Origin of the sequence: Pseudomonas sp. B37(2017) (assembly GCF_002112885.1) — a bacterium.
GTDB lineage: Bacteria > Pseudomonadota > Gammaproteobacteria > Pseudomonadales > Pseudomonadaceae > Aquipseudomonas > Aquipseudomonas paraglycinae.
In genome coordinates this window covers 39,482-60,773 of sequence record NZ_NEIX01000007.1, presented here as the reverse complement: position 1 = coordinate 60,773, position 21,292 = coordinate 39,482, and the positions used below count along the sequence as shown (strand labels likewise).

Here is a 21,292-nt window from a genome sequence, read left to right as displayed (position 1 = left end):
ACAAAAAACCCGCCGGTGATGGCGGGTTTTTCATTTCAGCGGCGAGGACTCAGAGAGAAACCTCAGGCTGTGTGCCGAACACCTTCCGCTCACGCTTGCTCAATACCGGCAATTCCAGACGAGCCCGACCGTAGAACGCCAGCGCCGTCAGCAAACACGCCAGCCACACGAAGATCCCGGCCCAGAACGTATGGGACATGTAGTGCCAGCCCTGTAGGACTCGCGTAGTGCCGTAGACAAAACCGAGCAGCAGCGAGCCCCACAGCAACGCGCTGGAGAAACGCCACTGATAACGACGCGCCACGAAATACAGCGCCAACATGGTGAAGCCCCCGGAAGCATGGCCGCCCGGCCAGCAACGCCCTTCACCCGCTTCGTGGAACAGCTGGAAATTGTTGTACCACTCGATGTGCGGCATCTTTCCGCCGTACAGCGTGGTCTCGATCGGGCAGTAGACGCTGGTGTGCGCCTTGAGGAAATGGATTACCCCGGTGCAGACCGCAAAAGCCACCACCACAAACAGAAAATCCCTACGGTGATTGGCGGCAAAACGCAGCACCGGCGCGACTTTGCAGCGCTCGAGAAAACCGCCCAGACGCTGATGTTTTTGCGGCTTCACCAGCGGCCAGACAAACGACAACATCGCGCCGATCAAGGCGATTTCCGCCGTCCAGTTCGGAATGATCCGCGCCCACTTGTGGGTCAGTTTTTCGAAAAAGTGAATCTTGTCGAGCGGAAACGTCTGGCTCAGTGGATCGAACAGCAGATTGCTGAAGGCGATGTCGATACGGGTCATGTCGAACATCAGGAACACCAGCGCGGCACACAGCAGCGGGATGCCGAAGTTGTAAGCGTAAAAGCGTGATTTCATTGGGTCGTCACCGTGCGCCAGTCGGAGGCTTCAATGAAGCCGAGCATCTGTGGGGCCGCCGGGCTGGCGGCGGAAACAAACAGCGATGCGCCGTAGCCGAGGGTCGAGGCCGGCACCTTGAGGTCTTTTTCCAGCTGCGCCATGCATTCGCTGTGGGTCACCAGAATCAGGTTGCGCCCCGGGACTTTGTGCGCGAGCGCGTCCTGCAGCATCCGGCCCTTGCAACTGATCAGCCAGTCTTCGCCGGTCGCCGCCTTGTTGAACATGTAGCCGGCGGTCTGCACGGTGCGCATCATCGGGCTGTTGTAGACATCGGCCTTGTCTAGGCCCAACTGCTCGAACTGCGCGCCGACGCTCACCGCGACACTGCGCGAACGGTCGGTGATCCCATCATTGCCACTCAGGCACGGGGCTTTCGAGTGATCGCAGCGCTCGACATGGCGTACCAGCACGATCATCTCGCCCTTGTCCCAGCCGTCCTTCAGCGCCTGTGCCCCGGACACATTGCCGTGGGCAAGGTCAGGCACCGCCGCCGGGGCGAGCAGCCAGAGAGTCAGCGGAATCACCAGCGCCGACGCTGCCAAGACCACCCAGGTGTTTCGAAAACGGGCCAGACCGCTCAGATCAATCGAGCGCTTGACGCCGAACAGACTCAGTCGCAATTCCACAAAAAGCCGCCATCACTTGTCATTCGATGCGGCGAGGTTAAAGAGCACGGCGTGGGCAGGCAGTGAAACCCATGTGAAAAAAGTCTTGGGGGCGCTTGTTACAAATTCCGTAGGACAAAATCCTTTCAGCTATCGGATTTGCGGCCGATACAGTCCTGCTAACACCCTTGCTGGCTCAAAAAAACAACAATCTTCCAGCCTGACCGACGATCAAGACGCACAACGTTTCCTGGAGGATTTGTGATGAATAGCTGGTTCGGCAACATCAGCGTTAACCTGAAACTGGGGCTCGGATTCGGCCTCGTCCTGGCCCTGACCTGCATCCTGGCGCTCACCGGCTGGACCAGCCTGGGCGGCCTGATTGACCGCAGCAACTGGATGAGCGACATCACCCAGCTCAACGCTGGCCTGACCAAACTGCGCGTGGTGCGCCTGCAATACATGCTGACCAACGGCGACGAAACCGCCGCGCAGAACGTGCAGACCACCCTCGACGGTTTCGCCGCACAACAGCAAGCGCTGATCGGCAAATTCAAGAGCCCGGAAAACGTCAAACTGCTCAAGGAGCAGGCGGCGACCATCGCCGAATACCAGACGTCCCTGAACAAGATGCGTAACGCCTACCGCACCGGCAACACGGCGCGCGACACCATGGCCGCCAATGCCGAGACCGCCTACAACCTGATCGAATCGATCAGCGCCCGCGTCCAGCAGATGGACATGAGCGAACAGCGTTTCGAGCAGTTCCAGGCCATCACCGCCGCCAAGGAAGCCTTCATCCTGGCGCGTTACGAAGTGCGCGGCTACACCGCCACCACCAACGCCGAGACCGAGCAGAAAGCCGTCGGCCAACTGGACGTGGCCATCGCCAGCCTCAAGCAACTGAACGTGCATTTCGCCAGCTCGCAGCAGGACGCCCTGCGTCAGCTGGAGACCGCACTGACCAACTACCGCAGCGCCTTGCAGGCCTTCAAGAACGCCAACACCGATGCGGTGCAGGCGCGCAAGGAAATGACCGATCAGGGCGCGACCATCGTGACCCTGAGCGAGCAGCTGTATCAGATCCAGCTTGACCGTCGTGACGTGGAAAGCGCCCAGGCCCGCACCCTGCAACTGATCAGCACCCTGCTGGCCTTGCTGGTGGGTGTCATCGCAGCGTTCATCATCACCCGTCAGATCACCCGTCCGCTGCAGGAAACCATGGCCGTGGTCGACCGCATCGCCAGCGGCGACCTGAGCCACAACGTGATCGTCACCCGCCGCGACGAACTCGGCGTGCTGCAACAAGGCATCGCGCGCATGGGCGTGACCCTGCGCGACCTGATCAGCGGCATCCGCGACGGCGTGACTCAGATCGCCAGCGCCGCCGAAGAATTGTCGGCCGTGACCGAGCAAACCAGCGCCGGCGTGAACAGCCAGAAGGTCGAGACCGATCAGGTGGCTACCGCCATGCACGAGATGACCGCCACCGTGCAGGAAGTCGCGCACAACGCCGAAGAAGCTTCGCAAGCCGCAGCCGCCGCTGACGGCGAAGCCCGCGAAGGCGACAAAGTGGTGAACGAAGCCATCGCCCAGATCGAGCGTCTGGCCAGCGAAGTGGTGCGTTCCACCGAAGCCATGAGCGTGCTGCAACAGGAAAGCGACAAGATCGGCAGCGTCATGGACGTGATCAAGGCCGTCGCCGAACAGACCAACCTGCTGGCCCTCAACGCCGCCATCGAAGCCGCCCGTGCCGGTGAGGCCGGTCGTGGTTTTGCCGTGGTCGCCGACGAAGTCCGTGGCCTGGCCCAGCGCACCCAGAAATCCACCGAGGAAATCGAAGGTCTGGTGGCCGGTCTGCAGAACGGCACGCAGCAGGTCTCCGCCGTGATGAACAACAGCCGCGCCCTGACCGACAGCAGCGTGGCCCTGACCCGCAAGGCCGGCGACTCCCTGGAAAACATCACCCGCACGGTGTCGAACATCCAGTCGATGAACCAGCAGATCGCCGCAGCCGCCGAACAGCAAAGCGCCGTGGCCGAAGAAATCAGCCGCAGCATCATCAATGTTCGCGACGTGTCGGAACAGACGGCTGCGGCGAGTGATGAGACCGCCAAGTCCAGCGTTGAACTGGCGCGGTTGGGTGGGCAGTTGCAGCAGATGGTTAGCCACTTCCGCGTGTAAACCTGCACACGAAAGCCGATGTACAAAGAAGGGCAGCTGAAAAGCTGCCCTTCTTTTTTGTCCTGAAATTGCCATTTTCAGGAATTGGATGACGGGTTCTGGATCGCTATTACACAAGCGTGCGCTCGCCATTTTTTGTCTGAGCCAACAAAAAAGCCCCGCGCACACTACGTGTGGCGGGGCCCTGGAAATCAACCGTCCTTTACAGGCGTCTCAAACGACACCATGCATGAAAAACTCGACCGGAACCTTGAAGAACTCAGCAAAGCCTTTGATCTGAGCGACGGTCATCTTGCGCTTGTTATTCAATATCTCTGAAACGGCACTCTGAGTTGCGATCCCGGCCAAATCCTTCTGCTTCACTCCTCTTTCGGAGATCAGAAACGCAAGCGCTTCCGATTGCGTGGAGTAAGGAATCAAAACGGTTTCAGTCTCGTACTCATACACACGATCAGCCACCAACTCTGCAAATCGTGCCGCTGCATGATCCTCACTGTCAGCATGAGAGTAGAGCTCATCGATTAATGCCATCCGCCCTTGCAAGTCAGCATCGCTCTTTATCGGATCGTGGCAGGCAGACAGCAATTTGGACAACGTAGCGATCTGATCGCCCAAACCATCAAGCATGGGTGAAATGTCAGCTATGAAGGAGTCCAGTCCAGAGGCTTCGACCTTATTGCGCTTCATGTTGCCACCCTTCATCTCATTAAACATAAATAGTACGGTTCATTCTGACCCACTACTTAACATCACCCTTCCACCACTTGTCATATCCGGCATGGGGCAAAATCTCCTTTATATAAATGGTGCCGATCTTGGGGTTAATCCATGTAATGACCCGGCACTCATTTTTCTTGATATCGAAAACATAAATATCAAGAGGTCCTTTTTTACTCTTAATCCTCAGCTTCGAGTGAGGGATTCGATCAACGTTCCAGCCTGATGCCATAGCCCAGTCTTTTCGAAGCTTCTCGAAAGACTCGAACCGCAGGGATGCCCTGTCGAAGATGGTTAACCATAAGGTGAGAGGATCTCTCCACTGGCTATGGGTTTCGATAGCCCGCGCAACCGCCGCTTTTGTGATCACTCTCATAGATTTTTCGGTTCTGGCGTCCCTACACGCAGAGCAACTTATCTCGGATTCAGATATCTGTAAAGCAGATATTTTTTTGTGGATCTTTGCCCTGTCAGTCAAAGGCGGGAAGCGCTGTACTCATCGCAAGAGTCCTCCCTCACCCCAAATTGGGCTTGGGAGGAAAGGAGCTGATTAGGTCTCACCGCGTCCCCCGCTGCCGCAACGCCGACGGCATGAAATACGAATCCTCCGGCACCGGTTGCGAGAAGTCGACGGTGGAGGCTTCTTCGTTATCCAGGTTCTGCACGTAGTACCGACGCGCCTGCAAGTCGTGGAAGACGTCGAGTGCGCTCCAGGTGGTGGGCAGGTCGTAGAAGTTTTTCAGGTAGGCCATCGACACGCGCCACAGCTCGCCTCGCCCGTCGTATTGGTCCACGAGGGCCGCGCCCCAGCTGTCTTCGTCGAGGAACAGCACGCGTTTGGAATAGATATGCCGCGACCCTGGTTTGAGGGTGCCTTCGACCACCCAGACCCGGTGCAGCTCGTAGCGGGTGTATTGCGGGTTGAGGTGGCCGGGGGTGAGCAGTTGGGCGTATTTGACGTCGGGGCTGCCGACTTTGTAGTTGTTGTAGGGGATGTAGATTTCCTGTTTGCCCTTGAGCTTCCAGTCGAAGCGATCCGGCGAGCCGTTGAACAGGTCGGTGTCGTCTGCAGTGCGCAGGCCATCGGAGGAGGCAATCGGCGTGTCGTACGCGAGGTTCGGTGCGCGGCGGACGCGGCGTTGGCCGGCGTCATAGATCCAGGCCTGGCGGGCGTCCTTGAGCTGGTCCAGCGTCTCGTGCACCAGCGCGGCACCACCGGCGAGGCGCGCCGGGCTTTTCACGAAGGCGAGGTAGTAGAACAGGATGTTTTTCAGGTCAGCGAACTGGCCGCCCGGGCGGTAGTAGTTGAAGAAGCCTTCCTGTTGCGAGGTCACCAGCGCGAAGCTGCCGTTGCGCTGCACCGGTGCTTCGGAGGCGCGACGAACCACGTAGATGCCGCGATAGCGAGTGATGTGATTCCACAGCACTTCGACCCCATCCTTGGGCACCGGAAACGGCACGCCGCCATAGGCATCGGCGAATCCGCTGCCGCCCTCCAGCAGTTTGGCCGAGGTCGCATTTTTCAGGGTGTTGTCATACAGCCACTGCGGCGCCGAGCCGGAGCGGCGCGAGGGGTAGACCGGCATCTGGAAGGTGTCGGGGTAGCTGTTGAACAGGGCGATCTGACCCGGCGTGAGATGCGCTTTGTACTGGTCGAGATTGGCCTTGGTGATGGTGAACAGCGGTTTGTCCGCCGCGTACGGATCGGGGTGATGCTGGCCGGGTTTGTAGCCGGCCGGCGCTTGGGTGATGCCGCCGGTCCAGGCCGGGATTGTGCCGGCAGCATTGCCGGCGCGCTCGGCGCCCATGGGGGTGAGCGAGGTTTTCAGCTGTTCGGCTTGCTGGGGCGAGATGGCGGCCAGCGTGCTGGCGGCGGTGAGGCTCAAGAGCAACGCCAGTGTGGTCTTGGTCAGTCGTGATGCTGGAAACATGTTCGTTCTCCGAAAATAAAACCAGGTCTGCATAGCCAGCAAATCCCCTGTGGGAGCCAGCCTGCTGGCGATGGCGGTGAGTCAGGCAACACAACGTCTGGATGTGCCGTCCTCATCGCGAGCAGGCTCGCTCCCACAGGGGGGCACCGGTGTTCTGGATATCAAAGGAAATACTTGAGGTTGAAACCGACGTTGTCGCGGTCGCGAATGCCGTTGTTCTGCCCACCGCCGTAGAACTCGGTGTACTGCAACTCGGCTTCGAGCCTGTTCTGGTAGTTGGCCTTGATCCCCAGCGTGTAGGCCTTGCGGCCCTCGATGGTGTTGCCGGCCTGGTAGCTGTTGCCTTTGAAGTCGTCCTTGTAGACGACGTAAGGCGAGACGTTGACCCCGGCGTACACGTCGTTCCAGGTGCCGTTGAACATCACCGTGTAGCTGTAGGAATCGCGGTTGACCTGATCGTCACGATCGCCGCCGGACACATATGAAGTGTTGCCGGTGCCGGCGTAGTAACGGTTGCTGCCGTCGTAAGCGGTGTATTGCAGGCTGCTGCCGCGCAGATGCTCGGAGGCCAGTTCGAAGATGCCGAACATCGAGTCGAACGACAGCGTCGGGCCGAAGTTGTAGATACTGCCCAGCGAAGTGTTGAACGCTTCGACCCGCTCGGCGTTGTTGATCTGGCTGTCGAGCGTGACCATTTGCCCGCCGACGTTGATGGTCTTGCCGGACACCGCTGCGGCAGCGCCATTAGCCAGGTCGCCGATCAAGTCGTTGGTGGCCGCGACGCCGATGGGCAGGTTCGGTCGGTAGGCCACTTCACCGAACACCGAGGCCTCGCCCAGCGTGGTGTTGAAGCTGAAACCGTACATGCGGATGTCTTCGGCATACCGCCGATGGGCCTGGATATTGCCCATCACATCGGCAGTCGCCAGACCGTTGGCGAGGGCCCCGGCCTGACTGCCGGCAACGCTGGCGAGCATGTTGGTCAGGGCATTCATGTCGATGCCGTTGTAACCGCCCAGGTCGGCAGCGATGGTCGGCTCCTTGGCGTGGTAATTGACCATGTACAGGCCGAACTCGGTGCTGTTGAGTTCTTCGGCGATGTAGCGGAAGGCGAAGCCGAACTGGCCGTCATTGCGCGCGTTGTAGTCCTTGCCGATCGACGCCACTTTCAGTGTGTTGCCATAGGCCGGAGTCACGCCGTTGGCGTAGAGGCCGGTGGATTTCAGGGCCGGGCCGAGCAACGGATTGTTGCCCAGTGCGCTGTACAGGCCGATGACATTGCCGAACCCCGGCACCGGCGTATCAAGCGCGGTGCCGCTGAAGTTGTTGTAGGCGGTGTTGCCGCCGTCGGCAAACAGGTCGGTCTGCGAGTAGAACGTGCCGACCGGATCGATGCGGGTTTCTTTCCAGTTGGTCTGGTAGAAACTCTCCATCGTCAGGCTGTCGGTCAGGCCGATGTTGAAGCTGACCGCCTCCACTGGCATCAGCACTTCCTTGACCTCGGCGCCGGGCAAGCGATATTTCGCGGCGTCCACCGGGTTGGTGGTGTTGACCCCGCCGCGATAGAAAATCCCCTCGCCCCAGTTGAACACCTGCCGCCCCACTCGCGCGGTGACCGGCATTGATGCGACGTCCCAGGTGCCATGAACGTAGGCGTCGAGCATCTCGATCCGGCTGCCGGCGATGTCGCGGGTCTGGCCGGTGAAACGGTCCTCCTGGGGATAACTCTGGCTCGGCTGCGACGGGCTGTTGTTGTGGTAGTAGTCGTTGCGCTTGTCCATCAACTGGGTGTCGTAGAACGCGGTGCCGCGCAGGAACATCCCGTAGTTCTGGTAGTTGGCTTCGAGCTCCGAAGTGATCTTGTACACCTCGGAAACCAGACCGGTGTCGAAGTTGCGATTGCCGTCGTTGGTGTTGACGTCATCGTTGGTCTTGTCCCGGCCCTGGACCCGCCACAAGCGGCCATAGGACAAGGTCGTGTCGAGCGAGCCGGTGACCTGATTGTCCAGCACGCTGAACTCGGCGGCCTGCACCGCATCGACTGCGCAGAGTTGCAGCAGCCCTGCCAAACCGACACCGGGGAGCGCTACGCCAGACAGGCGCAATCGATTGTTGATCATCTGTTCCTCCTTCCCTGTTCTTATTGTTGTGTGTTGCCGCGATGCTTAGGGCGCCAGCCCCGCACGGACATAAATCCGGCTGTGGGCGCCGAAATGGCCGAGCAGTCTGAGCAGTTGCTGATTGAGTTGCGGATGCTCGAAGGTCTCGCGCTGCAACTGATTGCCTGCGCTGAAATCACTGGTAACGGGCGCCGTTTCCAGCCACTGGCCGATGGCTTCATCGAAGGCGGCAGAGTCGTCGACGGACTCGGCGCTCACCACTTCGCGCAGGTAGTCCACGGAGTACGGCGGGTAATGCGCGTCCCCGGCGGCATCGGTGTAGGCGTCGAGCATCGGATGCGGCTGACCGGCGCGCAGCACGCGACGCAGCCAGGTCGACTGGTATTTCTCGACTTCCATGTGGCGGGTCGCGACCCGTTCGATGGACGCCTGTTTGTCCTCCGCAAAACCGGCCAGCGCCTTGCCCTCCAGCAGCAGAAGGCTCGGCAATTCGACGCCCGGCAACGGCTTGGCGTGATACGGCTGGGTCAGGTCCTGAACGTGGTGCAGGCCCCAGCCGAGAAAGCGATAACCCCAGTAAGAATGACCGCTGGCAAACGCCAGTCGCGCCAGCCCCATGTACTGATACGCGCGCCAGTCCGGCCAGCTGCGCTCGAGAAATCCGGCAGCCGCGTACACCACCGGGCTCTCATGGAAGAAGCCCATGTGGAACGGCGCCTGGGAGCTGTACTGGAAGCGCGCATCGCCAAACGGCTGCGGGCCGAAGCCATACAGCGCGGCGACTTTGCCGGGGTTGTCGCTGAAGAGGTTGATGTCGTGGCCGTAATCCGGCTCATCGGCGGCGCTGGCCAGCACGGCAAGGGGTGCGACTTTTTCGTGGTCGCTCACACGAATGAAACGCTGGCGATTCCACGGTGAAAGAGTCTGCTCGACCATCACCTGATCAGCCTGCAAGTGTTCGCGCTCGGGCAGGTCCTTGCCCGGCAGCGGCTGGATGACCATCGCCAGAAAAATCTGCGGATTGATCCGTAACGCCGTGAGGAAGTCGTGGCGCAGATTGTCGCTCGGCTCGACGGGCAATTTGAGGTTGTCGGGGCGCGGCGGGTATTGATTGAAATGCTCGCGGGCGAAGCGTTCCTGCTCATCGAGCAACGCGACGATGGCCGGGTATTGCTCGGAGAGAAACTGCTCCAGCGGTTCGACTTCGACGGGCGACGCATCGCGCAACGCTGGCAGGTCCTGCAACGCCAGGTAACTGCCCACCGTATGGTTCGACCAGCCCCACGCCGTGGGGGCCATTGCGCAAAGCAGCAGGAGGGAGATCAGCTTCATTGCTTCTGGTTCTTGTTATGTGTGCCGTGGGGATCGAGCCTAACAACCGACCCCGCCTCTGACACTGTCCGATCTCACCAGAAAAGTTCTCCGATAGCGCCACGCGCGATGTTCTTTCAGGCCGGGTAACCGGTGATCTTGCGGATGCTCTGGTACAACGGTTTGAGCTGTCGATACATGCGCAGATAGACGTCCCTGTACAGTCGCTCATAAACCTGCTGCGCCTCGGGTTGCGGCTGAAACACCGCGCCAACCCGGGTCATCGCGGCTATCGCCGTGGGGAAATCCGCATGCAACCCCAGCCCCACCGCGCAGCAAATCGCCGCGCCCAGACCGGACGCTTCATAGACGTGTGGACGCTCCGCCGGCAGACCGAAAATGTTCGCCGTGAGTTGCATCGCCGCATCACTTTGCGAGCCACCGCCAGCGACTCGCAAACGGGTGACGGAGATATTCGAACGCTTCTCGATTTTCTCCATGCCCTGACGCAATGCGTAGGCCAGGCCCTCAAGGATCGCCCGGTAGATGTGCGCGCGGGTGTGCACGTCGCCGAAGCCGATCATCGCGCCTTTGGCTTCCACACCCGGCTCGCGAATCCCCGGTGACCAGTACGGTTGCAACATCAATCCCATCGAGCCCGGCGGCACCGCCTCGACCAATGCATCGAACAGTTGCTCGGGCTCGATGCCCTGCTCTTTGGCCTGCTGCATTTCCCGCAGGCCGAACTCGTTCTTGAACCAGCTGACCATCCAGTAGCCGCGATAAATCATCACTTCGCAGTTGTACTGATCCGGCACCGCCGACGGGTACGGCGGAATCAACGGGACGATTTCCAGATAGCGCGAACGGGTGCTGGTGATGGTCGCGGTGGTGCCGTAGGACAGGCACACCGTGCTCGAGTCGACGACGCCGGAACCGAGCACTTCGCAGGCCTTGTCAGCGCCCGCCGCGATCAGCGGAATGCCTTCGGGAATGCCGGTGTGGCGACTGGCTTCGGCGCTGATGTGGCCAAGGGTTTCACCGGGTTTGTGCAAGGTCGGCAATTGCTCGGGACGCACCGCCAGCGCCTGCCATTTCCAGTCACGCGGCCCGGCCCAGCGCAGGCGTTTGAAGTCGAACGGCAAGTAGCCGACGCAACAGCCCACCGAGTCGACGAAACGTCCGCACAGGCGATGCGTGAGAAACCCCGAAAGCAACAGAAACTTGTCGGTCGCCGCCCACACGTCAGGTTGATGGCGAGCGATCCAGTTGGCCTCGGCCTGGGCGCGAAAGTAATCCACCGTAGCCTGCGCGCCAGCCAGTTTGAACAGCCAGCCCCACGGCCCCTTGATCCCGGCTTCGACTTCGCTCTGACGTTGATCGAGCCAGAGAATCGCCGGGCGCAACGGCTTGCCCTGCGCGTCGACGTTGATCACCGTGCCGCGCTGCGTCGTGAGGGAAACCCCGGCAATCTGCGAACGATCGATGCCGGTTTGCGCCCACACCTGCTGGCAGGCTTCGCCCAGTTTCGCCCAGTAATATTCCGGGTCCTGCTCGGCCCAGCCCGGTTGCGTCGAGTAATAGGCCTGCAATTCAACCTTGCCCTTGCCGAGCAGATTGCCCTGCAAATCGAAGAGCAGCGCGCGCACGCTCTGGGTGCCATTGTCGATGGCCAGCAGGTAACGCTTGTTCGGGTGGTTGTCCATGGAGCTCTCTTCGAGGGGCATCACTGCGCGATATCCGGCAGGCCGTGATGGCGTTGCCATAACGCCTGATAGCGTTGCTGTTCCTGTTGCCAGTGTTCGTCGTCCCAGCCCAGCCGTGGTTGGCAGAGTTGGCGAATATCCGGGAAATAATCCGCGCCGCCATGGGGCAGCAACAGGCCGAGACGGGTGCGGCGCAGCAGCAGGTCATCCAGGTGTAAAACCATTTCCGCTTCGCAGGCGAAGGCCAGTTCGGCCCACAAGGTGTCGGTGGCGCCCACCGTTTCATGGCCCAGTTCGGTGAGCATTTGCGCCAGCCTTGGCAGGTCCCGGCCATGTCGCCCGGCCAGACGTCGCCAATGACCGGGGCTGAGGCCGGGGATTGTCAGTGGCGGCACGGCGGCAAATACCGGCGCGGCATCGTCATCGAAGGAACGGCCGAGCATGTCGGCGCAGGCCTTGAGCACTTCGATGGCTTGCGGGCGGAACGTCGTGAGCTTGCCGCCGGCCAGGGTGACGCAACCCGGCTCCTGCCACAGCACATGTTCACGGGTTTCGTTCGACGGTTTGTCCTGATGCTCACCCGCCGCACTGCCCACCACCGGGCGTACGCCTGACCAGGTTGAAAGCACGTCGGTCGCTGTCACTTCAGCGCCGGGAAACTGCTGTCGGCAGGCTGCCAGAAGATAGTTGAGCTCGTCGGTGCTGATGCTCGCGCTCTGGTCCAGATTCTCGCGGTGATCGAGGTCGGTGGTGCCGACCACCGTGGCGCCTTCCCACGGGAAAACGAACACTGGCCGACGATCCCGCTCATGCAGAAACGTGAAAGCCTGCGCCACCGGCAAGCGCCAGCCCGGCAGCAACAAATGACTGCCGCGCAACGGGCGCAACTGACGGGGCGCCTCGGGTGGACGCAGGCGTTCGGCCCAGGCCCCGGTGGCCACTGCCAATACACCACAACGTAATTGCAGTGACGTGCCGGCTTCGCAATCCTCGACCTGAACCCCGCACACCCGCCCGCTTTCCCGCAGCAGATGTTCGACACGCACACCGTTGAGCACCACTGCGCCGTCGGCCCGTGCTTCGCTCAACACGCGCATTACCAGCCGCGCGTCATCGGTCAGCGCATCGACAAAACAGGTGCCGCCCAGCAGGTCATTTTCTTTCACGCCCGGCGCCAGATAACGCAGTTGCTGCGCATCATGGAAACGATGATCGCGGCGCCCGGCCAATGCGTCATAGATCGACAGCAGACCACCCAACACTCGCGGCCCGGGAAAGCCGCCGCGATAGTGCGGCATCATGAAACTCATCGGTTCCACCAGCCCCGGCGCTTCGTCGAGCAGACGCTGGCGTTCGCGCACTGAATCTCGGGTCAGGCGCCACTGGCCCTTGGCGATGTAGCGCAAACCGCCATGGACCATTTTCGAAGACCGACTGGAGGTGCCCCAGGCGAAATCACGCTGTTCCAGCAGCAGGCAACGCCAGCCACGGCGCGCGGCTTCACGCAGGATGCCGGCGCCGCTGATACCGCCGCCGATGACGATCAGATCCCAGGTTTCACCTGCCAAAGTCGGCAGGATTTGCTGGCGCCATTCGGCGTTCCAGTCCGCGCTCATCGCCGTCACTCCTGCAACAGCGTGCCGGGGTTCAAACGCCCGGCCGGGTCGAAGTGCCGGCTCAGCGCCTGCAAGGTGTCCATCGCCAGTGCGCCCTTTTCGCGCGGCAGGTAAGGCGCGTGATCCTTGCCCACGCCGTGCTGGTGGCTGATGGTGCCGTGGTTGTCGACGATAGTCTGGCTGGCCGCGTGTTTGAGGGCTTTCCAGCGGGCCAGTGTCGCGGGATAGTCCGCCGCCGGGCGAAACACGTAGGTGGTGTAGATGCTCGAGCCTTCGCCGTAGACGTGGGACAAGTGCGTGAACACGTGCACTCGCTCACCCTCCGCCGCCAACGCATCGCGCAGGCTGTTTTCGATCCGGTTGAGCAGGTTGTCGACGTTGCTCCAGTCGGTGGCTGTTTCGAGGGTGTCGACCACGTAACCGGCGTTCCACAGGTTCTCCCGCAGGTAAGGAAAACGGAAGCGGTTCTGCGCCCATTTCTTGCCCAGCAGCGTGCCGGTGAACACACCGCCGAACGCTTTCAAATGCTGACGGGCCTGACTCAGGGACAGCGCATTCTGCTTGCGATTGCCGGTCACGCCGAAGGTCAGCAGGCACTTGCCCTGCCCCGCGCCGCGCAGGTTCAAGTATTTTTCCAGCCAGGCGATCTGTTGCGGATGGCCGGCCAGCGCCAATTGGGTTTCGGTCTCTACTGCATTGGAAAGACGCAGCATCGACAGCGGTACCCGCGCTTGCGCCAGTTGCTGAATGGCTTGCAGCGCCTTGCTCCAACTGGGCAGAAACACGCCGTAGAAACGCTCATCGGCCGGCAACGCACTGACCCGCACCTTGACCTCGGAAATGATCCCGAAACGCCCCTCGCAACCCAGCACCACTTCGCGCAGATCCGGGCCGGCCGCCGAGGCCGGGAAGGTCGGGATTTGCAGCGGCCCGGCAAAGGTTTCCAGGGTTCCGCCGGCGAACAGTTGCTCAATCCGCCCATAGCGCAGCGACTGCTGACCGCTGGAACGACTGGCCACCCAACCGCCCAGCGTCGACAGCTCCCACGACTGCGGAAAATGCCCCAGCGTGTAGCCACGGGCGCGCAATTGGCTTTCCACCTGCGGGCCGCTGGCGCCGGGGCCGAAAGTCGCCAGCAGGCTTTGTTCGTCGAGGTCGATCAGGCGGCTCATCCGCGCCAGGGACACCGTCACCACGGGCCGCGCAGAGTCTGGCGGGTTGATGTGCCCGGCCACCGACGTGCCGCCGCCGTAGGGGATCAGGCACAGGTCCTGCGCCTGGGCGAGCGCCAGCAATTGGCGGATGTGTTCGGCGGTTTCCGGGAACGCCACGGCGTCGGGGTAATTGCCCAGCGCGCCTTCGCGCAACGCCAGCCAGTCCGGCAGGCTCTGGCCTCGAGCATGCAGCAGACGATCATGGGCATCGATGCTGTACAACGCGTGTTCCGCCAGCCGCGAGACCGGCACGCGGGCCAGCGCCGCTTCGAGCGTCGCATCGGGCAGCGCGCGCCCCTTCCCCAGTCGTTCATGGAGAAAACTTGCGCCCTGGGCCGGCAGTTCGACCACCGTGGTTGCATCTCCCCAGCCGTTCCAGCGTCGCATGCGTGTGTCCTTCTGTGCAGTCTGATCAGTGAGATTTCAGGCCCTCATACTAGTCAGCCGGCCGAAAGTGTCACGGTCGCATCCGGCCAGTTCGAGTAGCCAATTGAGTCAAACGTCGCGCAAGCGTCAGCCATTTACTTTAGTCGTGGATTCAAATTACCTTTCAGGGCGCTCATCCGCCCGTGGCGGCCTCGATCAAGGGAATTCGGTCATGCAATCGCTCGGCTTCACCTCCGTTCCGCCGCTGCTCAAGTACCTGCGCCATGCCGAACATCTGGGCCTGGCCATCGAGCCTGCGTTGGCGGCGGCCGGGTTGCAGGCGCAGCAGTTGAGCGACAACAGCCTGCGCCTGCCGGGTGAAACCCATGAGCGGTTGCTCGATTACTTTTGCGAGCACTCGGGCGATCCGTTGTTCGGTCTCAACGCCGCGAATTTCGTCCTGCCCAACTCCTGGAGCGTGCTGGGCTACATCACCATGAACTGCGCGACACTGGGCGACGCCATGAGCCGCATCATGCCGTTCGAAAAACTGGTGGGCGATATGGGCGTCAGCCGCGCCGAGGTGCACGACAGCCACGTTCACCTGATCTGGAGCTGCCGCTTTGAACGCCCGCGGATCCGCCGGCATCTTGTGGAAAACGTGCTCGGTTCCTGGCTGCAATACGCACGCTGGATCGCCGACACCCAACTCTCGCCGGCCGCCGTGTGGCTGGAACACTCGATCCCGGCGGACACCACGCAGGCGCAGTACGAACAGTTTTTCGAATGCCCGGTGCAGTTCGATCAGCCGTATTCCGCGCTGATCGTGCCGCTGCCGTATTTGCAGTTGCCGTTGCGCCAGGCCGATGCGCATTTGCTGCGCACCCTGGAAGAACACGCTCAGAGTTTGATGGCGACGCTGGAGGATGCATCGCTCGAACAGCGGGTGAAAAGCATCCTGCGCCAGTTGCTCAAGGAGGGCCTGCCGCGCAAGGAGCAGGTGGCCGAACTTCTCGCCGTCTCGGTGCGCACGCTGCAACGCCAGCTGCATCAGGCTGGCACCTCGTATCAGCAGATCCTCGATGAACTGCGCCAGGAACTGGCCGAGCATTACCTGCTCAACAGCACTTTGCCGATTCAGGACATCGCCCAGTATCTGGGCTTCACCGAACCGCGCTCGTTTCACCGCACCTTCAAGAGCCGACGCGGCATGCCGCCCGGTGAGTTTCGGCAGACTCACCGGGTAGCGAACGACAGCTAGAGACTGATCGCGTTGGTGAACACCAGACGATTGCCGAACGGATCGGCGATGGTCATGTCCTGGCTGCCCCACGGCATGGCCTGGATGCCCGGGTGCGAGAACTTGTAGTTCTTGGCGACCAACTGCTGCTGAAACGCCTCCAGCTCATCGGTCTCGATCCGCAGGGCCGAACCCGGTGTCGCATCGCCGTGGTGTTCGGACAAATGCAGCACACATTCGCCGCGCGAAACCTGCAGGTACAACGGGAAACCGGGTTCGAAACGATGCTGCCAATCGATCTTGAAGCCGAGGAAGTCGACGTAGAATTCCACGGCCTTGGCTTCATCGAAAATCCGCAGGATCGGGGTGGTTTTGCCGAAGCTCATGGGTTGCTCCCTGACTGATTGGCCCCAGAGTGTAGCCGGGGTGGATGTCAGCAATTCGGCTTGGTGATGGCTTTCTTTAATTGCAATGTGCCATCACCGTGACGCAGTCAGCAAAATTCAACGAAAGCCGTCGCGCAGATCGCCCTGGCGCGCCAGGAACCGCCCTGGTCTCTGGCCATTGGCCTGACCGTCGCGGTAACTCAACACGCCATTGATCCACACGCCATCAATGCCTTGGGCGGCACGTTGCGGCTCGTTGAAATCCGCCACGTCACGCACGGTCGCCGGGTCGAACAACACCAGATCCGCCCAGTGCCCTTCACGAATCTCGCCCCTTTCCTTCAAGCCGAAACGCGCGGCCGACAGACCGGTCATCTTGTGCACGGCGGTGTGCAGCGGAAACAGCCCGACATCACGACTGAAATGTCCGAGCACCCGTGGGAAAGCTCCCCACAGGCGCGGATGGGGGAACGGGTCTTCCGGCAGGCCGTCGGAGCCGACCATCGACAGCGGATGAGCAAGGATCCGTCGCACGTCGTTCTCGTCCATCCCGTAATACACCGCACCCGCCGGTTGCAGACGTTTGGCGGCATCGAGTAACGACAGGTTCCATTCGGCGGCGATGTCCGTCAGGTCGCGGCCGCCCATTTCAGGATGCGGCGTCGACCAGGTGATGGTGATGCGGTGGGCGTCGGTGACCTGCTTCAGATCCAGCGTCGAAGAACTCGCCGCATACGGGTAGCAATCGCAGCCGACCGGGTGAGTTTTCGCCGCCTCTTCCAGCGAAGCAAGCAACTGCGGACTGCGGCCCCAGTTACCGGCACCGGCGCATTTGAGGTGGGAAATGATCACTGGCGACTGGGCGTGACGTCCGATACGGAAAGCCTCGTCCATTGCTTCCAGCACCGGTTCGAATTCGCTGCGCAGGTGGGTGGTGTACACGGCGCCGAATGCTTTCAGTTCTTCGGTCAGTTGCATGACTTCGTCGGTGGATGCCGAGAACGCGCTCGCATACGCCAGACCTGTGGATAAACCGAGGGCACCCGCCTCCAGGCTTTCACGCAACTGCTCGCGCATCGCGGCGATTTCATCGTCAGTCGCGGTGCGAAACAGATCATCAAGATGATTGCTGCGCAGCGCCGTGTGGCCGACCAGCGCCGCCACGTTCAGTGTGGTGTTGGCCGCCTCGACCGCCGCGCGGTAATCGCTAAAACGTGGATAGACGAATGCTGCCGCCGAGCCGAGCAGGTTCATCGGATCCGGCGGATCGCCGCGCAAACTGACCGGCGCCGCACTGATCCCGCAGTTGCCGACAATCACCGTGGTCACGCCCTGGCTGAGCTTGGGCAGCATCTGCGGCTGGCGGATCACCACGGTGTCGTCGTGGGTGTGCACGTCGATGAAACCCGGTGCCAGCACACGGCCGGCGGCGTCGATTTCCTCGGTGGCGCGGGCCTCGTGCAAGTCGCCGATGCGCGCGATGCGGCCATCGAGGATCGCCACGTCGGCGGCGTAACCGGGGCTGTTGCTGCCGTCGATGACCAGGGCGTTGCGAATCAGGGTGTCGTACAGCATGTCAGTCTCCCAGCGGCAGGTGATCGTCGCCGCCACGGTATTCGTCGAGGGCGAGTTTGATCCGCCGCAGACGCTCTTGATTGTCTTCAGGATTGGCCAGCGCCAGCTCGGTGGCCAGCACGTCGATGGCGAGCAGCATGCCGTAGCGCGCCGCCGTCGGTTTGTAGATGAACGAGGTCTCGGCGCCTTGCAGCGGCAGGACGATGTCGGCGAGTTCCGCCAGCGGCGATTCGGCGCGGGTGATGGCAAGAATCCGTGCGCCGTAGTTGCGCGCCAGCGCCACGGTCTCCAGCAACTCCGGGGTGATGCCGGTCAGCGAACAGACGATCACCACCTGCTCGGCGCTGAGGCTGGCGGCGGTGACGCGCATCATCACCGCGTCGTGGCACACCGCAATCGGGTAGCCGAGACGCACCAGCCGCACTTGCAACTCATCGCTGCACAGGGTCGAGCAACCGCCGATGCCGAAGGCGTGAATCATCCGCGCCTGGCCCAGCAACTTCACCGCATCGGCGAAGCGCGACTCGTCGAACGCCGCCAGATGCTGGCGCAAGGTGGTTTCAATATCGCCGACGATCTGCCCGTAAAACGCCGACTGCTCGGGCGTGCCCGCCGGGTCGAGGAAACGGCTGCCAACACCACTGGCCTGAGCCAGTTGCAGGCGCAGGTCGCGCAAGTCGCGGCAACCGACCGTGCGGGCAAAACGCGACAGCGTGGCGGTGCTGACTTCGGCGCGCTGGGCCAGCTCTTCGAGGCTGGCGGAGGCGGCAAATCCTACGTCGTCGAGCATCAGACGGGCGATGCGTCCTTCACCGGCGCTGAAGGAATCCTGACGGGCGCGGATCTGATAGAGGATGTCCATGGCGGATAACTCCGACTACAGCAGGTAAGAAAGACCGACGGTCAGGGCAAAAGCGACAACCGAGATCAGGGTTTCCAGCACCGTCCAGGTCTTGAACGTCTGGGCCACCGTCATGTTGAAGTATTCCTTGATCAACCAGAAGCCGCCGTCGTTGACGTGGGAAAAGATAACCGAGCCCGCGCCGGTCGCCAGCACCAGCAGTTCCGGGTGTGGATAACCCAGACCGATGGCCACCGGCGCGACCACGCCAGAAGCCGTGGTCATGGCAACGGTGGCCGAACCGGTGGCGATGCGCATCAACGCGGCGAACAGCCAGCCCATGATCAGCGGGGACAGGTGAAATTCGTGGGCCAGGCCGACGATCTGATCGGTGACGCCGGCGTCCACCAGAATCCGGTTCAGACCGCCACCGGCGCCCACCAGCAAGGTGATGCTGGCGGTCGGTGCCAGGCATTCGTTGGTGAATTTGAGGATCGATTCCCGATTGAAACCCTGCGCAATGCCGAGCGTCCAGAAACTCAACAGCGTCGCCAGCAACAGCGCGATCACCGAATTGCCGATGAACAACAGGAACTGATTGAAACCGCTGCCCGGCGTGGAAATCAGGTTGGCCCAGCCGCCGATCAGCATCAGTACCACCGGCAACAGAATGGTCGCCATGGTGATGCCGAAACCCGGCAGGCTGTCGCGGGGTTCGCGTTCGAGGAATTGCTTTTCCAGCGGGTTATCCGCCGGCAACTGAATGCGCGGCACGATGAATTTGGCGTACAGGGGGCCGGCAATGATCGCCGTCGGAATACCGATGGCAATCGCATACAGCAAGGTCTGCCCGACCGACGCCTGATAGGCCTGCACCGCCAGCATCGCCGCCGGGTGCGGCGGCACCAGCGCATGCACCACCGACAGCCCGGCGACCATCGGCAGACCGACCATCAGAATCGACACGCCCACCCGCCGCGCCACGGTAAAGGCAATCGGCACCAGCAACACGAAACCGACTTCGAAAAACAGCGGCAGCCCCACCAGAAACGCAATGCACACCATCGCCCAGTGCGCGTTCTTCTCGCCAAAGCGTTCGATCAGCGTGCGCGCCATCTGCTCGGCACCGCCGGACTCGGCCATCATCTTGCCGAGCATCGTCCCCAGCGCCACCACCAGCGCAATATGCCCCAGCGTCTTGCCCACCCCGGCCTCATACGCCCCCACCACGCCGGACGGCGGCATCCCCGCCACCAGCGCCAGGCCGATGGAAATCAGGGTGATGACAATGAACGGATTGAGCCGGTAACGGGCGATCAGAACGATCAGGGCGATGATGGCAACGGCGGCGTAGACCAGCAGCCAATAGCCGAAGGACGGTGTCATGCGGTACTCCTCGAAAGGGTCACGTTCGAATGGGTTGTGAAACTCATAAATCATTTCGAGATCGAGTTTTCAAACGAAGTGAAAGTAATTTTCGTGGAGGGATAAGGGTTGTCGTTTTTGGATATGTCTTGTCGCGAATAATGAAAATCGAGGGGTGGGATTTTCATAATCCTCGGGCACAAAAAAACCGGTGAAAACAAGCAAGCTTGCTTCCACCGGTCTCGGGAACGTCACCTTTTCAGCGTGGACTCACACCATTTCGTTACGAATCCATTCAACCACCGACGTACGCTTCGGCGCCCAGCCCAGCAGTTCGCGGGCGTGTTTGCCGCGTACGCGGCTGTTGGAGCCGAGGCCGTAGTTGGCCATTTCGTAGCCCCACTCGGCTTCGGCGTCTTTCAGCGGCCAGTCTTGTGGCTCGCCGAGGTTCAGGGCTTCGGCCATGGCGGTGGTCATGTCGATGAACGACGCTTCGCCGCTTTCGACGAAGTAGAAGGTGCCCGGGACGTTTTTGGTCAGGGCCAGCAGGTACAGCGCCACCACGTCTTCGATGTGCACGTTGGACCAGATGTTCTGCCCAGTGCCGACGTGACGCACCACGCCGCTTTTGCGCGCCTGTTTCAGCAGGCGCGGCAGTTGCACGCTGTCGCGATTGACGCCCAGGCTGTGGCCGTAGATCAGGGTGTTGCAGATGACGGCCGAGTTCACGCCGTCCTTCGCTGCGTCGAGGATCAGGTTGTCGATGGCCACGCGTGCGGCCTTGTCGACGGTCGGCTCCGGCAGGTTGTCTTCGAAGTAGATGACGTCGCTGGATTTGCCGCCCGAGGCGTCGCCGACGATGCTCGAACCGCTGGTGTGCAGGAACACTTTGTTCGAGCCGCGCAGGGCATCGAGCAAGGCTTCGACCGCGCCGCGTTGATCGCTGCTGGCGGCGTTGATCACGGCATCGGCGGCGCGGGCCTGTTCGGCCAGCAATGCGCTGTCGTCGAGAGTGCCGATCACCGGGGTGATGCCCAGTGCTTTCAACTCATCGGCCTGTTCCGCGCTGCGTACAAGACCGGTGACGGTGTGGCCGGCCTGAACCAGACCGGTGGCGATGGAGCCGCCGATAAAACCGGCAGCGCCGGTGACGAATACGTTCATGGAGAAACTCCCTGCGTGAGTAAGTGATGCAACGAGTA

At 61.6% G+C, this 21,292-nt stretch carries 17 protein-coding genes and 1 pseudogene; 3 read left to right on the top strand and 15 right to left on the bottom strand.

From position 1 onward, the window contains the following. Positions 1 to 49: 49 nt before the first annotated feature. Positions 50 to 871, bottom strand: a complete 822-nt coding sequence (locus CAF90_RS18255; protein ID WP_085608016.1) for a phosphatase PAP2 family protein — start codon at positions 869 to 871, stop codon at positions 50 to 52. Further along, positions 868 to 1,539 (bottom strand): histidine phosphatase family protein, encoded by a 672-nt coding sequence (locus tag CAF90_RS18250; RefSeq protein ID WP_085608015.1) that lies wholly within the window; start codon positions 1,537 to 1,539, stop codon positions 868 to 870. The genes CAF90_RS18255 and CAF90_RS18250 overlap by 4 nt, the downstream gene beginning before the upstream one ends. Before the next feature lie 243 nt (positions 1,540 to 1,782). Between CAF90_RS18250 and CAF90_RS29945 the strand changes: the two are divergent. Next, positions 1,783 to 2,844: pseudogene (locus CAF90_RS29945) on the top strand (methyl-accepting chemotaxis protein); the annotation flags it as partial. After that, positions 2,839 to 3,702: a methyl-accepting chemotaxis protein gene (locus CAF90_RS29940; protein ID WP_371915863.1), complete on the top strand. Its 864-nt coding sequence runs from the start codon at positions 2,839 to 2,841 to the stop codon at positions 3,700 to 3,702. The pseudogene CAF90_RS29945 and the gene CAF90_RS29940, both read left to right, overlap by 6 nt. Before the next feature lie 213 nt (positions 3,703 to 3,915). On the opposite strand, the gene CAF90_RS18240 is transcribed toward CAF90_RS29940, so the two are convergent. From CAF90_RS18240 to CAF90_RS18205, 8 genes are all read right to left on the bottom strand, one after another. Beyond that, positions 3,916 to 4,389, bottom strand: a complete 474-nt coding sequence (locus tag CAF90_RS18240) for a type II toxin-antitoxin system HigA family antitoxin (protein ID WP_085608176.1) — start codon at positions 4,387 to 4,389, stop codon at positions 3,916 to 3,918. 52 nt (positions 4,390 to 4,441) lie between these two features. Beyond that, positions 4,442 to 4,795, bottom strand: a complete 354-nt coding sequence (locus tag CAF90_RS18235) for a type II toxin-antitoxin system HigB family toxin (RefSeq protein WP_170929405.1) — start codon at positions 4,793 to 4,795, stop codon at positions 4,442 to 4,444. 181 nt (positions 4,796 to 4,976) lie between these two features. Further along, entirely contained in the window at positions 4,977 to 6,350 is a 1,374-nt protein-coding gene (locus CAF90_RS18230; RefSeq protein WP_085608013.1) for a DUF1329 domain-containing protein, read from the bottom strand. 161 nt (positions 6,351 to 6,511) lie between these two features. After that, on the bottom strand, positions 6,512 to 8,470 hold the full coding sequence (locus CAF90_RS18225) for a DUF1302 domain-containing protein (RefSeq protein WP_085608012.1): 1,959 nt from the start codon (positions 8,468 to 8,470) through the stop codon (positions 6,512 to 6,514). Positions 8,471 to 8,515: 45 nt separating this feature from the next. Next, positions 8,516 to 9,802 (bottom strand): phospholipase, encoded by a 1,287-nt coding sequence (locus CAF90_RS18220; RefSeq protein ID WP_085608011.1) that lies wholly within the window; start codon positions 9,800 to 9,802, stop codon positions 8,516 to 8,518. Positions 9,803 to 9,918: 116 nt separating this feature from the next. After that, on the bottom strand, positions 9,919 to 11,487 hold the full coding sequence (locus CAF90_RS18215; RefSeq protein ID WP_085608010.1) for an FGGY-family carbohydrate kinase: 1,569 nt from the start codon (positions 11,485 to 11,487) through the stop codon (positions 9,919 to 9,921). 20 nt (positions 11,488 to 11,507) lie between these two features. Then, positions 11,508 to 13,103 carry a glycerol-3-phosphate dehydrogenase/oxidase gene (locus tag CAF90_RS18210; RefSeq protein ID WP_085608009.1) on the bottom strand — a complete coding sequence of 532 codons (1,596 nt, stop codon included), beginning with the start codon at positions 13,101 to 13,103 and terminating at the stop codon, positions 11,508 to 11,510. 5 nt (positions 13,104 to 13,108) lie between these two features. Next, the gene (locus tag CAF90_RS18205; protein WP_085608008.1) at positions 13,109 to 14,704 is read right to left on the bottom strand and encodes an FAD-binding oxidoreductase; all 1,596 of its coding nucleotides are present in this window, start codon (positions 14,702 to 14,704) and stop codon (positions 13,109 to 13,111) included. A 211-nt stretch (positions 14,705 to 14,915) separates the two neighbouring features. On the opposite strand from CAF90_RS18205, the gene CAF90_RS18200 reads away from it, so the two are divergent. Continuing rightward, positions 14,916 to 15,944 (top strand): AraC family transcriptional regulator, encoded by a 1,029-nt coding sequence (locus CAF90_RS18200; protein WP_085608007.1) that lies wholly within the window; start codon positions 14,916 to 14,918, stop codon positions 15,942 to 15,944. On the opposite strand, the gene CAF90_RS18195 is transcribed toward CAF90_RS18200, so the two are convergent. From CAF90_RS18195 to CAF90_RS18175, 5 genes are all read right to left on the bottom strand, one after another. After that, positions 15,941 to 16,309 (bottom strand): glyoxalase superfamily protein, encoded by a 369-nt coding sequence (locus tag CAF90_RS18195; protein WP_007953815.1) that lies wholly within the window; start codon positions 16,307 to 16,309, stop codon positions 15,941 to 15,943. The two genes, CAF90_RS18200 and CAF90_RS18195, sit on opposite strands and share 4 nt — an antisense overlap. A gap of 117 nt (positions 16,310 to 16,426) precedes the next feature. Further along, positions 16,427 to 17,884, bottom strand: coding sequence for an amidohydrolase family protein (locus tag CAF90_RS18190; RefSeq protein WP_085608006.1), 1,458 nt, complete (start codon positions 17,882 to 17,884; stop codon positions 16,427 to 16,429). A gap of 1 nt (position 17,885) precedes the next feature. Beyond that, entirely contained in the window at positions 17,886 to 18,746 is an 861-nt protein-coding gene (locus CAF90_RS18185; RefSeq protein ID WP_085608005.1) for a MurR/RpiR family transcriptional regulator, read from the bottom strand. Positions 18,747 to 18,761: 15 nt separating this feature from the next. Beyond that, entirely contained in the window at positions 18,762 to 20,111 is a 1,350-nt protein-coding gene (locus CAF90_RS18180; RefSeq protein ID WP_085608174.1) for a GntP family permease, read from the bottom strand. A gap of 249 nt (positions 20,112 to 20,360) precedes the next feature. Then, positions 20,361 to 21,254 (bottom strand): NAD-dependent epimerase/dehydratase family protein, encoded by an 894-nt coding sequence (locus CAF90_RS18175; protein ID WP_085608004.1) that lies wholly within the window; start codon positions 21,252 to 21,254, stop codon positions 20,361 to 20,363. Between the last annotated feature and the right edge of the window lie 38 nt (positions 21,255 to 21,292).